Below are 15,316 nucleotides of genomic sequence, written 5' to 3' on the forward strand. Positions count from 1 at the left end.
CGGCGTAGAAAAACAGGCCGTAGGAGCCCGGCGCCGCGGCAAGCTGCCGCCCCAGGCGGACCACGGCAGCCTCCATCTGGGCCTGGGCGCCGTTCAGCAGCAGGTCCACCTGAAAGCCCAGGCCCTGCAGGGCGGCCTTCATATCGTTGGCGTCATTCACCGGATTGTTCAGCCGGGTAACCGAGGTATACGCCCCGTTCCCAATCACCAGGGCAAACTTCTGCTGCGCCCCTAAGGCCAGGGGAAGGAAGGCCAGCGCCATAAGTACCATCACTTTTTTCATGGGAATAGGATACCCCCTATTAGAGGGCTTGTAAAGATTATGAGGATCCCTGTCAATAATTCTCAATTTAGACTAAGCATAGATAAAGAAATATAACCGCGAAGGCGCACAAAGGCGAAAAGGAAAAAAAGATCCCTATGTATCTTTCCCTTTTCGCCTCCTGCGCCTTTGCGGTTTTTCCATTACCCCGCATCATCTATCAGATTCTTCATAATATAGTCCCGCCGTTCCGGGGTATTTTTTCCCATATAGAAGTTGAGTACCTGGGGCACCGCCTTGAGGGTGCTTATCGATACGGGAACCAGCCGTATATCTTCGCCGATAAACTGACCGAATTCCTTGGGGCTTATTTCTCCCAGGCCCTTGAAGCGGGTTACTTCGCTCTGGCTGCCCAAGGCGGCGGTGGCCTCATCCCGTTCCTTTTCGTTGTAACAGTACCGGGTCTCTTTCTTTGTCCGTACCCGGAAGAGCGGGGTCTCCAGAATGAATACCCTGCCGTTGGTAACCAGTTCCTCAAAGTAGGAAAGGAAAAAGGTGAGCAAAAGGTTGCGGATATGGAAGCCGTCGAAGTCCGCATCGGTGGCGATAACGATCTTCGCATAACGGAGACCGGAGACATCGCTTTCAATGCCCAGGGCCATCATCATATTGTACAGCTCTTCGTTTTTGTAGATCGCCGCCCGTTTTTTACCGTACATATTTTCGATCTTTCCGCGGAGGGAGAAGAGCGCCTGGGTCATCACATCCCTGCTTGAAACCATGGACCCCGAGGCGGAATCTCCTTCGGTAAGGAAGAGCATGGTGTTTTCCCCCTTATCACCGTCCTCAAGATGGAACTTACAATCCTTCAGTTTTGGTATCTTCAGGGTGATTTTTTTAGCCGCCTCCCGGGCTTCCTTCTTGACCACATTGAGCTCGGTCCGCAGTTTTTCGTTGGCGATGATCTTCAGTTCCAGTTTCTTGGCAGCCTCGCCGTTCTTGTGGAGCCAGTCCTCCACCGCATCCTTAACTTCCTGGACCACCCAGCCGCGTATATCCGAGTTCCCCAGCTTGTTTTTGGTTTGGCTTTCGAATACCGGGCTCTTCAGTTTTACGGCGACTGCCGCGGTTGTTCCCTCCCGTATATCCTCGCTGCGATAATCTTTTTTGAAAAAAGTCTGTATACCCTTGAGAAACCCTTCCTTAAAAGCGGAAAGATGGGTTCCCCCGTCGGAGGTGAACTGGCCGTTCACAAAGGAAAAATATTCCTCCCCGTAGTGATTGTCCCCCGAGGCATGGGTAAAGGCAAGCTCCAGATGTTCCCCCTTATAGTAACCGATGGGATAGATACCGTCATCACCGATTTCTTCCGTAAGAAGATCGTGGAGGCCGTGCTGGGACATATAGGATTTGCCGTTGAGGTTAAGGGTAAGCCCCGTGTTGAGGTAGGCGTAGTTCTGCATACGCCGTTCGATAAATTCCAGGTTGAACTGGTATTCCCCAAAGATATCCGCATCCGGGGTAAACTCCACATAGGTACCGTCTTTTTGCTTGTCCTTCAGCTTGCCCTTTCGCTGGGATTTCAGGGCGCCCCGTTCAAAAACCGCTTCCGCATATTGGCCGTCACGAATGGCAAGTACACGGAAGTGGGAAGACAGGGCGTTCACCGCCTTGGTACCGACGCCGTTTAGCCCCACGGAAAACTGGAACACATCATCGTTATACTTGGCCCCGGTATTGATCACCGAAACACATTCCACCAGCTTGCCCAGGGGTATACCCCGGCCATAGTCCCGTATCTTTGCGCTTCCGTCCTTAACCGACACCTCGATAAGTTTTCCGTTTCCCATGATAAACTCGTCTATGCCGTTATCAATAACTTCCTTGAGGAGCACATAGATACCGTCATCGGGATTGGAACCGTCCCCCAGGCGGCCTATATACATACCGGTCCGCAGACGGATGTGTTCCAGGGATGAGAGGGTCTTGATTTTAGACTCGTCGTAAACCCCGGCGCCCCCTCCCTTGGCGGACGCCTTTCCCGCCCCTTTAGCAGGGGCCTTAAGCGCCGCCTTTGTTGAAGGCGGTGTTTTTGCCGCCTGTGCCTTTATCTCAGCCGCCCGTGCGGCCAGACCCTTTCCCGGTTTGTCGGTTTTTTTTGCTTGTACTTTTTTTGCCACAATGATTCCTTATATCTTCATCAGTTCTTGTATACGCCGGTTCGATTCTTCAATCTGTTTTTCCAAACCGGTAATAGCGTCCTCACTGGCGGCAATACGCTGCCGGTGAGCCGTTATAGACTTTTCCATCCTGTCTATGCCATCCCTAGCCTCATCAATAAGAAGGGATGCCCTCAATTTTTCAATACTCGCGTCATATTCAGCTATTTCTTCCCGCAGCTTCCGGATCTTTTCCAGAACAGCCTTATCCCCATCCCTTAACAAGGTCCTTTCCGAAGCGGATTCATCCTCTACTGTATCGGTGAAATGGGCGCCGAAGCGGACATATAGACTCAGGAGTTGTTCCCGGGCATGGATAATATGCCGTTCCAGGTCCTTGGTTTTCTTTACCGGGATGAGAGCGTCGTTTATTTTTCGACGTTCACTCCGCAGTTGGCCAAGGGATTGGTTAAGCTCCGTAAGTTCCTGCCGCATAGTGGAAACCCGATCCAGAATTTCCATGACAAGGGGATTATATTGATCCTCCGCCATTTCCTGGGCGCCCGGGGAGGAAATTTTTTCTCCCGCCGCTATATAAACCCGTTCCAAACCAGCCTGGCTTTTTGATACCATCGAACGGAGCACCATCCCCTGGGTATTATTACCGATCCAGGTAAAAATATTTATATGTTTTCCCTCATCAAGTTCCCTCAGCCGGTCTTCCAGGGACTGAATCTTTTGGACCAAGGTATCCGCCTGTACTTTGAAGAACGCCGCAGCATCGGTTTCTAAGACCGCAGCCCCTAAACGGGCGTATAGTACCGATAATTCCTTGTTTTTTGAGGAATGTATCTTCTCCGTTTCGTTTATTTCCCCTTCCAAATCCTTCAAACGAAGAATATCCGCTTCTATAATTCTGATACTTTCTTCCGAATCGGAGATTTCTCCGAGAATACGACGATATTCCTTTACTTCACCGATAAAATACCCATCCCCTTCCTTGTCCAAGCGGATAAGAAGGTTTTCCCCAAGTTTTACCAATATCTCGTTTATGGTTCCCTGGGTTTCCTGCCGCTTTTCTTCCAGTTCACGAATAGATTTTTTTCTTTCATCCATGTATTTACTATACGCTTAGACATTTTTCTTGACAATCCGCTCTTACCGATTCATGATAGACTTGTCTAAAATACACCAAGGAGAGTGTCATGAGTTATACCACGGATCTTATCAAAAATGTCACCATAGCCGGCCATGGTGGGACCGGCAAAACAACCCTTTTTGAACGGCTTCTCTTTGCCGGTAACGCGCTGCCTAAGCCCGAAACCGTCGAATCCGGAAAGACCGTGGGGGACTCCAGCCCGGAGGAAATTGAACGAAAGATATCCATCCATGCCGCATTGGCCCATATTAATCGGAATGGTAAGAAGATCAATATTTTTGATACCCCCGGATCTTCGGATTTTGTTGGGGATGTGATCCTCACTTTCCGCGCCTCGGAATTTGCCGTTCTGACCATAGACGGCCGTTCCGGTGTCCAGATTGAGACGGTCAAACTTTGGCGCAATTTGGAGGGCCGCAAAAAGCCCCGGGGCTTCTACATTACCAAGTTGGACGAAGAGCGTGCCGATTTTGACAAGGTCCTGGTTGATATAAAAGAGAAATTCAAGGTAGATCCGGTGCCTTTAAGCCTACCCATGGGTGTAGGCCCTGCCTTTACCGGGGTTATCGACGTATTGCACGAAAAAGCCTGGTTTGTTGACCAGGGCGGGGGCTTAGAAAAAGAGGGCGCCATCCCCGCTGAGTTTAAAGAAGCCGTCGCTGCCGCCCGTGAACGGCTTATTGAAGCCGCCGCTGAGGGGGATGATACCCTAATGGAGCATTATATCAATAAGGGCGCTCTGGAAGCGGAGGAGATTTACAAGGGGCTTATTGAGGCCTTGGCGGATCATAAAATAGTTCCTGCCTTTGCCGGGTCGGCCCTTAAAAATTCCGGCCTCGTGTCCTTCCTGGATTTTCTCGCCGAAGTCAGCCCCACCCCCAATACGGCAAAGGATGTGGTTCTGGATGGGGAAGGAAATCAAAAAGAAATACCCATCGATTCGGAAAAACCCCTTTCCGCCCTGGTTATTAAGACTACCTACGACCAGTTTTCGGGTAAACTATCCTGGATCAAGGTTATTACGGGCAAGCTGGCCGCCGAATCGGAGGCTTATAATGTTTCGGAAAATAAGAAAGAACGGATAGGCAAATTATATACCTGCGTAGGAAAGAAACTGGAGGAGGTCAAGGAATTTTTCGCCGGGGATGTGGGGATTGTATCTAAATCGCCGACCCTCAGAACAAATGATACCATTAGCGCCGTCGATTCGGGCTTCAAGTTCCTGTCCCTGCGGCTTCCGGAACCGGTCCATTCGGTGGCGGTAAATGCGGCGGCCAAAAAGGATGACGATAAGCTTGGGGAATTCCTCGTCCGGGCTGCGGATGAAGACCATACTTTCCGGTATCAGTTTAATGCGGAAACCAAGGAAACGGTAATCTCCGGCATGGGTGAGCTTCAGGTGAATATTATTTTAGACAGGATAAAGCAAAATCAGAAGATAGAAGTGGAAACCCACGTTCCCCGGGTAGCCTATCGGGAAACCATTACCAAGAAGTCCAATGCCGAATACACCCACAAAAAGCAAACCGGCGGTCACGGCCAGTACGGCAAGGTACTGCTGGAAATTGCCCCCCTCAAACGGGGTGAAAATTATCAGTTTGTCAACGCCATCTTTGGCGGATCCATCCCCAAGAACTATATCCCCGGAGTTGAGAAGGGGGTCGTGGAAGGGATGGCAGCGGGTACCATGGCGGGTTATCCCGTGGTGGACGTGGAAGTTAAGATTGTTGATGGTAAATACCACCCCGTAGATTCTTCGGAATTGGCCTTTAAACTTGCCGCCCGGAACGCCTTTCGGGAAGCCATGCGCCAGGCCGCCCCTACCCTGCTAGAACCCGTCAATAACCTTACGGTCTTTGTGGAAGAAAAATATCTGGGGGATGTTATGTCCGATCTTTCGGGTAAACGGGGTAAGATCCTCGGACAGGATTCACTGGGCGGCGGTATCGAAGAGATCCGCGCCCAGGTTCCCTTGGCGGAACTGCTGCGCTACTCCATAGACCTGCGTTCCATCACCAGCGGCACCGGCTCCTTCAGCGTGGGGTTTGACCACTACGCGCCCATATCAGGCCGTATCGCCGAAGATGTGATCAAGGCGTCAGAAGCCTTCAGGGTGAAGGAGGAGGAGGAATAAATGGGAAGACCAGCGCGGTCAGTTCCCGATATACCGCGCTGGCCGCCATTGCGGGCACTACTGATACCTCCCAGATACCGCAATATGTGCCTGTTGTCAATACATATTTGATGACTACTCTTCCCGTCCGGAGATAGGCACATAGCCAAGACGCTTCTGGACGCACTTATAGGCGGGCCGTATTATCCTGCCGCCGGATACTATTTCCTCCATACGGTGGGCGCACCAGCCTGCCACGCGGCTTACCGCAAAGATAGGGGTATAAAGTTCTTCCGGTATGCCCAGCATACCGTACACAAAACCGGAATAGAAGTCTACGTTGGGGCAAATATCCTTCTCCGAACCCTTTACCTTCCTAAAAACCTCGGGAACGATCCTTTCAATAAGGAGATATAGGTTGAATTCATCCATGAGGTTCTTTTCTTCCGCCAGCTTAGCGGCCTTATTCCGCAGAAGCACCGCCCGGGGATCTGAAATGGTATAGACCGCATGGCCTATGCCATAGATCAATCCGGTATGATCATAGGCTTCTCCACGGAGTACATCCCCCAAATAGTCCGCTACCTCCCCAACATTGTCCCATTGCTTAACATGCTTTTTTAAATCCGCCATCATTCGGACGACCTTAATATTAGCCCCGCCGTGCTTAAAGCCCTTGAGGGAATTGATACCCGTGGTGAGCGCCGCATAGGTATCCGTATCTGCGGAAGAAGCCAGGTGTACCGCAAAGGTAGAATTATTTCCCCCTCCGTGCTCGGCATGGAGGATCAAGGCCAGATCCAGGGTTTCTGCTTCCAACTTGGTAAATTGCTGATCCGGCCGGATCAGGGAAAGGACACTTTCCGCGGTTGAGCAGGAAGATGCCGGCAGATGGATGATCAGGCTTTCATGATCGTAGTAATGTTTTTTAGCCATATAGGAATATGCCACAATGGTAGGAAACTGAGCTATGAGTTCAATACATTGGCGGAGTACATTTTCCGGGGACAGGTTTTCCGGATCATTATCCCAGGAATAGAGGGTTAACACAGAACGGCCAAGCTTATTCATAATGTCGCGAGAAGGGGCTTTCATGATACTGTCCTCGGCAAAATTCGCCGGCAGGACCCGCTTATCCCCTAGGAGGGTGCTGAAATTAGTGAGCTGCTCCTTGTTAGGAAGTACTCCGAACATGAGGAGGTAGACCGTCTCTTCAAAGCCAAAGCGTCCTTCGGCGGCGGCATTGGTGACCAGTTCCTCCACATCAATGCCCCGGTAAAAGAGCTTGCCTACCACGGGGGTCTTTTCCCCCTCATCCAGAATATAACCATGGACATCCCCTATCCTGGTAAGTCCTACCAATACCCCGGTTCCGTCGGCATTGCGAAGTCCCCGTTTTACGTTAAACCGTGTATATAACTCGGAATCGATATAATCATTTCCTGTTATTTCAGAAAGGTATTCCTTGATACTTGACATCAGAGCCTCCACGTATATTTATACAAGGATTATAGTAGATTTGGTATCTTTATACAATACTTAGGATCTTTTTTTATCCAGGTGCAGCCGCAATTTTGCCAGAACTTCCTCAAAATCCAGTGGTTTTCCGACATGATCGTTCATACCCGCCGCAAGGCATCTATCAATATCTTCCCTAAATACATTGGCGGTCATGGCAACGATGGGGATACTATCAGCATTGGGAAGCCCGGAAGCGCGAATTCTTCTGGTAGCTTCGTAACCGTCCATTTCAGGCATCTGGACATCCATAAAAATGATGTCGTACTTCGCCGGATCACCGGAGAATATCCGCAGCGCCTCGGCGCCATTCCCGGCGCAGTCTATCATAATGGATGTGGGTTCCAGAAGGGCGATAACAATCTCCTGGTTTATCTCCACGTCCTCCGCCAGCAGGATATGACGGCCGCTAAAATTATCCACCACCGTTTTTTCAGATTCAGCTGCCGCAACAATAGTATTTTTCCCCAAACACTGGTTAATGATATCCGCCAGGGCAGACGGGAACAGGGGTTTTGGAAGGAACTTGTCAACCCCGGCTTTTTTCGCTTCATCCTCTATGGTGTTCCATTCTGTTGCGGAAATCATTATTACTACGGATTTTGAGAGAGTGTCATTGTTCTGTTGATTCTGCGGGGATGCTTTTTCTTTTATCCAGCGGGAAAGTTCAATACCATTCATACCGGGCATTTTCCAGTCAATAAAATACATATCGTAGGGGCCGTTCTTTTCGATAAGTACCATAGCACCTTCCCCGGAAGCGGCGGTCTCACAGTTAAAGCCCAGTCTTTCTGCGAACTCCGAGAAATAGACACGAATATCCTCGGAATCATCCACGGCGAGGACTCGCAAATTTTTCCAGTTTATTCCGGGACTGAGGAGGCTCTCCTGATGATCCGACCCTAATTCAAGCTTCACCGTAAAGATAAATGCCGCGCCTTTTCCCAGTTCCGACTCAATCCAGATCGTACCACCCATCATCTCCACAATACGCTTCGAAATGGCCAATCCCAGGCCGGTTCCACCGAATTTGCGGGACGTACCGGTTTCCGCCTGCTCAAAGGACGAGAAAAGCCGGGACTGTTGTTCCGGGCTTATTCCGATGCCGGAATCGGTAACGCTGACGCGGATGGTATAAATGATACCCTCTTTTTTTTCAAACTGGGTATCCAGCTTAATGGTTCCAAATTCGGGGGTAAACTTTACGGCATTTGAAAGCAGATTTGCTATCACCTGGGCAAGACGCTGATCGTCTCCATAAAATGACCGGGGAATATTTTTATCAAAATGAACTGTTAAAATCTGGTTCTTTTCCTCCACCCGGAAATTAATTACATTCACTACCTTTTGTAACAGCTTTTCAAAGACAAATTCATCCGGGGAAAGATCAAATTTATTGGCTTCAATCTTTGACATATCCAGAATATCGTTGATGACCCCTAATAAATGGGTGGAAGCTTCGCTGATCTTATTCAGACAGTATTCTTTTTTTTCATAATCAGAAGATGCCTTGGCAATAGATGTCATACCGATGATGGCGTTCATGGGGGTACGTATCTCATGGCTCATGTTTGCCAGGAAATCGGTCTTGGCTTTGCTGGCCTTTTCCGCCTGTTCCAGAGCGGCGTCCCGTTCCCGTTCCCGGCGGTCCCTGCCTACACTACCGGCAATAACGCTGCATACGGTGTGAACAAGCTGTTTGTCACCCTCGCTCCAGACCCGTTCCCCCAAACATTCTTCTACGCTCAATACCGCCCAGTACTGGCCGTCCACATAGAGGGGAACCATGATAAAAGATTTAACCTTAACTTTTTCCATGACCTCAAAACGCGGCTCCGCATGAATATTGTTGCAGACGATCATGGGAACAGAACCATCCGCAGGCTGCTGCCGGGGGAAACTATTAATGAGTTCATTGAGCCCCTCCGCATCGGGGACCGTAACAATCTCATCGGCAACGCACCAGACATAGGCGGCGTGGCTTATCTCCGAATCCGGTTCGGCCACCCCCACAAGCATCCTGGTAACATCCAAAAATACGCCGGTAATTCTTAGGGCTTCGTTAATGAGCCCGGAGGTATCCACATTGGTAGAGATGAAATGCCGCGCCAGATCCGTCATCACCACCTGCTGCCTAAACTGCTTGGAGGATTCCTGTTCCTTCCTCTTATAGACGGAAAGACTAATAAATCCGGAAGTGATAAGAAAGGCCAGGGAAATAAATAGTAAAGCTGAGAGGGCCACACTGTGGATCACGGTTTTCAAGAGCCGTTCATCAGGGATGTCTACCCCTGCAACGCCGATTACCTTTCCGGTATTATCAAATATGGGAGAAAATGCCGAAAGAAGCCCGCCAAACCCGATGGAATACTTCCCCAATGGGGTGGTAACCGTGACGCCTTCCTGATATACCCGCAGAACCATGGACTCCGTTTCCATAAATTCAGAATTCAGGTCATAGGCCTCTTCAGTCTCATCATTGTCCACAATGGGCTGTGTCATATTATCTTCAGTTATCCGATAAAAATATACATAAAGTACCTTGGTTTCTTTACCGTACCGGATGAGCCGCTGGCGGACATCGGCATAGAGGGGTTTTTCCATATCAGCGGGAACCACCAGCTCCGCCAATTCTTCCGGGCTGATTAATTTGGCGGCTTCGCGGCCGTTGGCCATAAGCCGTTCTTTAATAGTTTCCCGCAGATAGATCGAAAGTGAACCTATTAGAACACTGGCGTAGATAGAAATTATCAAAACTAAAAAGGCCGCTGCGGAAAAAAGAATCACCGCAGTATTTCCGTAAAATATTTTTTTCAGCCCTTTTAGTCGAATCATAGCGCCATCTTATTAAAATTGGTTTAACTGAATTTTGCTATGGGCACGAAGCTGTCCGCTTTAAGGGCGGCTCCCCCTACCAATGCGCCATCAATATTTTCTTTAGCCATAAGCAATGCGGCGTTATCAGCCTTAACCGATCCGCCGTACTGGATAATGATCTTCTGGGCTTCGGCTTCCCCGTAAAGTTTTCCCACCACCTTGCGGATATACGCATGGATAGCGTCGGCGTCCTCCGGGGTAGCGGTCTTGCCGGTCCCAATGGCCCACACCGGTTCATAGGCGATAACGATACTGGGAAGATCCTTTGCAGCCACACCCTCAAGCCCCTTGACAGTCTGGGTCTCGCATACCGCTTCCGCCTTGCCCGCTTCCCGTTCCGAAAGGAGTTCCCCTACGCAGAGGATCACCTCAAGGCCGTGCTGCAGGGCCAGCTTTACCTTTTTGTTTATCAGGGCGTCATCTTCCTTGTAGACATGGCGCCTTTCACTGTGCCCCAGGATCACCGTCTGGACTCCCAGGTCCTTCAGCTGCAACACCGAAACTTCCCCGGTATGGGCGCCCTGTTCTTCGGCGGCCATGTTCTGGGCGCCTAAACGGATATTGCTGCCCTTCACAATTGCTGCAACAGTTTCAATGCTGGTAAAGGTCGGGGCTACCAGGTACTTGTGTTTACCGTCCTTAAGCTGGGCCACCAGAGCCTTTGCAAGCTCCGCCGCCTCCGACCGTGTCTTATGCATCTTCCAATTTCCCGCAATGTAGTAAGTTCTGCTCATGATTAACTCCTATTAATATAAAAAATTTTTACCGCAAAGGCACAGAAGGCGAATAAGTATAGGAATAAAAAAAATTTAAATTCCCCTTTGCGCCTTGTGCGCCTTTGTGGTTTCTATATCTTCCCTCTTTTCTTACCCGCGGGTTACTTCGATACCGGGCAGCTTTTTGCCTTCCAGTAATTCCAGTGAAGCGCCGCCGCCGGTGGAAACGTGGCTCATTTTGTCGGCGAGGCCGAACTTGTTTACCGCCGCTACGGAGTCTCCGCCGCCTACTACGGTAATGGCGCCCCGGCCGGTGGCTTCCGCTACGAGCTTGGCCACCGATTCGGTACCCTTGGCAAAGGCGTCGAACTCAAAGACCCCAACCGGGCCGTTCCAGACTATGGTTTTAGCCTTGGCAAGTACGTCCTTGTATTTCGCTACCGTCTTGGGGCCCACATCCAGGCCCATAAGATTATCCGGGAGATCCAAGCTGTCCACGGCTACCGGTTTGGCAGCGGGGTCAAAGGTTTCGGCCGCCACATGATCCACCGGAAGCACAATGTCGACGCCGCTTTTCTGTGCGGCTGCCAGGATCTGCTTTGCGGTATCCAACTGTTCATCTTCAATCAGGGACTTCCCCACCTTATGGCCCTGGGCCTTAAGAAAAGTGTAAGCCATGCCGCCGCCAATCACCAATGCACCGGCATTCTTCAGAAGGCTTTCCAAAACCGCAATCTTGGAGGAAACCTTAGCGCCGCCGATGATGGCCACCAGCGGTTTCTGAGGGCTGGTAACGATGGGTTCCAGGTAGTTAACTTCTTTTTCCATGAGGAAGCCCGCCACCGAAACAGGTACGAATTTGGCGATGGATGCGGTGGAGGCGTGATCCCGGTGGGCGGTGCCGAAAGCATCGTTAACAAAGATATCTCCATAGGAAGCCAGTTCCTTGGCCAGCTTATCCCGGTCCGCCGCTTCCTTGGATGTCTCTTCTTTGTGGAACCGGGTGTTTTCCAGCATGATCACCGTACCGGCGGGCTGTCCATCAATGAAGGCTTTCTTTCCGTAGTCCGAATCTTCACCGGCAAAGACAACTTTTTTGCCCAGCTTTTTTTCCAGATAGGCGGCCACCGGCGCTATCCGGTGCTTACCCCTAATATAGGCAACTTCGTCAAAGGTCTTACCGTCTTTTTCCGCCTTTTCCTTAGCCTTTTTCGCATCCTTGGAAGGGTCGCCCAGGTGGCTCATCAGGGTCAGGGTCTTTACCCCCTGGTCCAGGATGTATTTGATCGTGGGAATAGCCGCGGTGATACGGGTATCGTCCTGGACAACGCCGTCTTTCATGGGGACATTGAAGTCCACCCGCATGATCACCCGTTTGCCCTTAAGATCTACATCTTTTACTGTTTTTATCATTTTAACCTCCGAATAAAATTAATTTAACCACAGAGAACACAGAGGGAAGAACACAGAGATCACAGAGAAATATACAAAATGAGAAAATCGGGAGAAAAAAATTGATAATCCCCTTTCTTCCCTTCGTGTCCTCTGTGCAATCTCTGTACCCTCCGTGGTTTATCTTCATCTTCTCTAAAGTAAAAAAGGCCCCGCCCGCTGCGGGTCGGAGCCTCCAAATTCCTGCTTTGTTAACCTTACTTTTTGCTGTCGATATACTTCAGGAGATCCACAACCTTGTTGGAATAGCCCCATTCATTGTCGTACCAGGAAACTACCTTGAAGAACCGCTTCTCCCCGGGGAGATTGTTCTGGAGGGTGGCAAGGCTGTCATAAATTGAGGTATTGGGATTGTGAATAATGTCCCGGGAAACAATTTCCTCATTGGCGTACTGCAGGATACCCTTGAGGTAGGTCTCGCTGGCCTTTTTGAGGGCCGCGTCGATTTCCTGGATGGAAGTTTCCTTGACGGACCGGAAGGTCAGGTCTACTACGGAGCCCGTGGGGGTGGGTACCCGGAAGGACATACCGGTAAGATGACCCTTAGTGGAGGGAAGCACTTCCCCAACCGCCTTGGCCGCGCCGGTGGTGGAGGGGATGATGTTTTCCGCAGCCGCCCGGCCGCCCCGCCAGTCCTTGGCGGAAACGCCGTCCACGGTTTTCTGGGTCGCCGTTAAGCTGTGGATGGTGGTCATAAGACCAGTTTCAATACCAAACCCTTCTTTCAGAAGAACATGCACCAGAGGCGCAAGACAGTTTGTGGTACAGCTTGCATTAGAAAGGACATGATGCTTGGAAGGATCGTATTCTTCGTTATTTACCCCAATGACAAAGGTTTTAATGGGCTTGGAATCGTCGCCGGATTTGGCGGGAGCGGAAATAATGACCTTTTTGGCCCCCGCTTCGATATGTCCATAGGCTTTTTCGTTAGTATAGAGGCCGGTGGATTCGATAACATAGTCAATCCCCAGGCTTTTCCAGGGCAATTCGGAGATACCGGACACGGATTTACCATTCAGGCACTTGATTTTGTGGCCATTTACCACAAGCACATCGTCACCATCGGTACCAATATCCGCTTTCATCTGGCCTTGGGTAGAATCATATTTAAGCTGATAGGCAAAATATTTCGCATCGGTGGAAATATCCACCACCGCTACCACATCGATCTTATCTTTTCCAAGAAGTCCCTGACCCACAAGGGCCTGGAACACCAGACGGCCAATACGACCAAAGCCGTTAATAGCTATTTTCATCAAAACCTCCAATAGATAATTATATACCTACTTTAGAGGAAATTAAAAAAAAAAACAAGTGGGGAGTCTATTAAATGAAGGCAGAATGAAAAAATTAAGCTATTTCCGGAAGAGCTTGCGGAAAAGCCAAGTCCTGTGGTACAATACTGGGTATGGACGGATCATCGATAAAAGGCTATGCTGTATATGGTTGCATTAAAATTTCAACCCTACGGGGTTATTTTGGGGGAAGGAATGGCTGAAAATGTTATTACCGGCGCCAGCGGTGCAGTTTATATCAATATTGACGAGGGGCTAAAAAGAGTTATAAACAACGGTAAACTCTTTGCAAAGCTTTTAAACAAATTTAAGACCGATAACGCCGGTTCTCTGGACGAAACCTTGAACTATGTAGCCGCCGGGGACTATGAAAAAGCTAAGGTTTCAATACATACCCTTAAGGGTATTGCTGCCAATTTGGCCTTAACGGAGCTTTATAAACAAACCGTGGAAATTGAAGCCCAAATAAAGGCCGGCGCCCTGGATACCGGTACCCAGGAATTAATTAGAAAATGTTTTGCCGAAACGTTAGTTCTCCTTGATGAGGTAATAGCAAAATATGGCGGATAGTATCAATAACCTTCCAACCGTACTGGTTGTTGACGATGTTGATATGAATGTTATGATCCTGGAGGAAATCCTCAAGGATGATTATAACATCATGACCGCCAGCAACGGGGTTGAAGCGCTGGATAGGCTGCATAAAACCGATGTTCTCCCAAAGATCATTCTTCTTGATGTTTTTATGCCTGAAATGAATGGATATGAATTGCTTGAAGTTATGAAATCCGATAAGGCCCTCAAGCGGATTCCGGTTATTTTCATCACCACTTCGGATAACGAAAGCGAGGGCTTGGCCGCCGGTGCGGTGGATTTTATCAATAAGCCCTTCAATGAGGAAATCGTCAAGCTCCGGGTAAAGAACCAGCTTGAACTGAAAAATTACAGCGACAGTTTGGAAGATATGGTGGCCGAAAAGACCGCCGAAGCCACCGCTACCCTGGATAATACCCTTCAAGCTCTGGCGAATATCATTGAATACCGGAACCTGGAATCCGGCAGCCACGTCAAGCGGACCCAGTTCTTCTGTAAAGCCCTGGTGGAGTATCTCCTGGAATCCGAGTCGGAATACGCCGCTGAGCTCCGGGGTATGCAGCCCGAAATAATCACCAAGTCCATGGCCCTCCACGATGTGGGGAAAATTGGCATCCCCGATAAGATACTCCTCAAGCCGGGGAAACTGGACCCGGACGAATATGACATTATGAAAACCCATACGATTGTTGGGAAGAATATTATTGAAGAAATGATGACCGCCGTAAAGGACAAGGATTCCATTTACCTCCTGCACTGCCGAAGCATAGCCTACAGCCACCATGAACGGTTTGACGGCAAGGGTTATCCCCAGGGTCTCCAGGGCTACGATATCCCCCTGGCCGCCCGGATAGCTGCCCTTTCGGACGTGTACGACGCTCTGGTTTGCGCCCGGGTTTACAAGTCCGCCATGTCCTATGACGATGCCATTCACATCATCGTAGAAGGCAAGGGAACCCAGTTTGACCCGGTACTCACCGATGCGGTAATACAGATACAAGATAAATTTCAGGCGATTTCCCGAAATAACCAGTAGCAGCCTTCCAAATTAGGAATAACCACGGACCACACAGACTAATTAATGCATGTATATTACATTAGCGTCTTTGTTTGTGTGGTCCGTGGTTGAATTCGATACTTGCATACAATACCTTAAAAGGCGTATACTATA

The 15,316-nt window shown here is 49.7% G+C and carries 11 protein-coding genes; 3 read left to right on the forward strand and 8 right to left on the reverse strand.

The genetic code is table 11. The annotated features are described in order from the left end of the window. The 3 genes from LQZ19_RS00905 to LQZ19_RS00915 all read right to left on the reverse strand — a co-directional run. Positions 1–283 (reverse strand): caspase family protein (locus LQZ19_RS00905; RefSeq protein WP_411045746.1); only part of this gene is annotated, 283 nt, incomplete at its 3' end. A 182-nt stretch (positions 284–465) separates the two neighbouring features. Further along, the gene (locus tag LQZ19_RS00910; protein ID WP_411045775.1) at positions 466–2,253 is read right to left on the reverse strand and encodes a DNA topoisomerase IV subunit B; all 1,788 of its coding nucleotides are present in this window, start codon (positions 2,251–2,253) and stop codon (positions 466–468) included. A gap of 198 nt (positions 2,254–2,451) precedes the next feature. Continuing rightward, positions 2,452–3,537, reverse strand: a complete 1,086-nt coding sequence (locus LQZ19_RS00915) for a coiled-coil domain-containing protein (protein WP_411045747.1) — start codon at positions 3,535–3,537, stop codon at positions 2,452–2,454. An 89-nt stretch (positions 3,538–3,626) separates the two neighbouring features. On the opposite strand from LQZ19_RS00915, the gene fusA reads away from it, so the two are divergent. Further along, positions 3,627–5,714, forward strand: coding sequence for an elongation factor G (gene fusA / locus LQZ19_RS00920; protein WP_411045748.1), 2,088 nt, complete (start codon positions 3,627–3,629; stop codon positions 5,712–5,714). 114 nt (positions 5,715–5,828) lie between these two features. Here fusA and LQZ19_RS00925 read toward each other — a convergent pair whose 3' ends face one another. From LQZ19_RS00925 to gap, 5 genes are all read right to left on the reverse strand, one after another. Next, a complete protein-coding gene (locus LQZ19_RS00925) occupies positions 5,829–7,172 on the reverse strand; it encodes a citrate/2-methylcitrate synthase (protein WP_411045749.1) in 1,344 nt (447 codons plus the stop codon). Positions 7,173–7,232: 60 nt separating this feature from the next. Further along, positions 7,233–10,046: a GAF domain-containing hybrid sensor histidine kinase/response regulator gene (locus LQZ19_RS00930; RefSeq protein ID WP_411045750.1), complete on the reverse strand. Its 2,814-nt coding sequence runs from the start codon at positions 10,044–10,046 to the stop codon at positions 7,233–7,235. A 23-nt stretch (positions 10,047–10,069) separates the two neighbouring features. After that, a complete protein-coding gene (gene tpiA / locus LQZ19_RS00935) occupies positions 10,070–10,822 on the reverse strand; it encodes a triose-phosphate isomerase (protein ID WP_411045751.1) in 753 nt (250 codons plus the stop codon). A gap of 132 nt (positions 10,823–10,954) precedes the next feature. Beyond that, positions 10,955–12,217, reverse strand: a complete 1,263-nt coding sequence (locus LQZ19_RS00940; RefSeq protein ID WP_411045752.1) for a phosphoglycerate kinase — start codon at positions 12,215–12,217, stop codon at positions 10,955–10,957. A 236-nt stretch (positions 12,218–12,453) separates the two neighbouring features. Next, positions 12,454–13,512 carry a type I glyceraldehyde-3-phosphate dehydrogenase gene (gene gap, locus LQZ19_RS00945; RefSeq protein WP_411045753.1) on the reverse strand — a complete coding sequence of 353 codons (1,059 nt, stop codon included), beginning with the start codon at positions 13,510–13,512 and terminating at the stop codon, positions 12,454–12,456. A gap of 234 nt (positions 13,513–13,746) precedes the next feature. Here gap and LQZ19_RS00950 point away from each other — a divergent pair, with 234 nt between their 5' ends. Together LQZ19_RS00950 and LQZ19_RS00955 are read left to right on the forward strand one after the other, a co-directional pair. Beyond that, positions 13,747–14,121 carry an Hpt domain-containing protein gene (locus LQZ19_RS00950; RefSeq protein ID WP_411045754.1) on the forward strand — a complete coding sequence of 125 codons (375 nt, stop codon included), beginning with the start codon at positions 13,747–13,749 and terminating at the stop codon, positions 14,119–14,121. After that, positions 14,111–15,181, forward strand: coding sequence for an HD-GYP domain-containing protein (locus LQZ19_RS00955; RefSeq protein ID WP_411045755.1), 1,071 nt, complete (start codon positions 14,111–14,113; stop codon positions 15,179–15,181). The genes LQZ19_RS00950 and LQZ19_RS00955 overlap by 11 nt, the downstream gene beginning before the upstream one ends. The last annotated feature ends 135 nt before the right edge of the window (positions 15,182–15,316 follow it).

The sequence above is a fragment of the Treponema primitia genome (assembly GCF_046533075.1).
GTDB classification, from domain to species: domain Bacteria; phylum Spirochaetota; class Spirochaetia; order Treponematales; family Breznakiellaceae; genus Termitinema; species Termitinema primitia_B.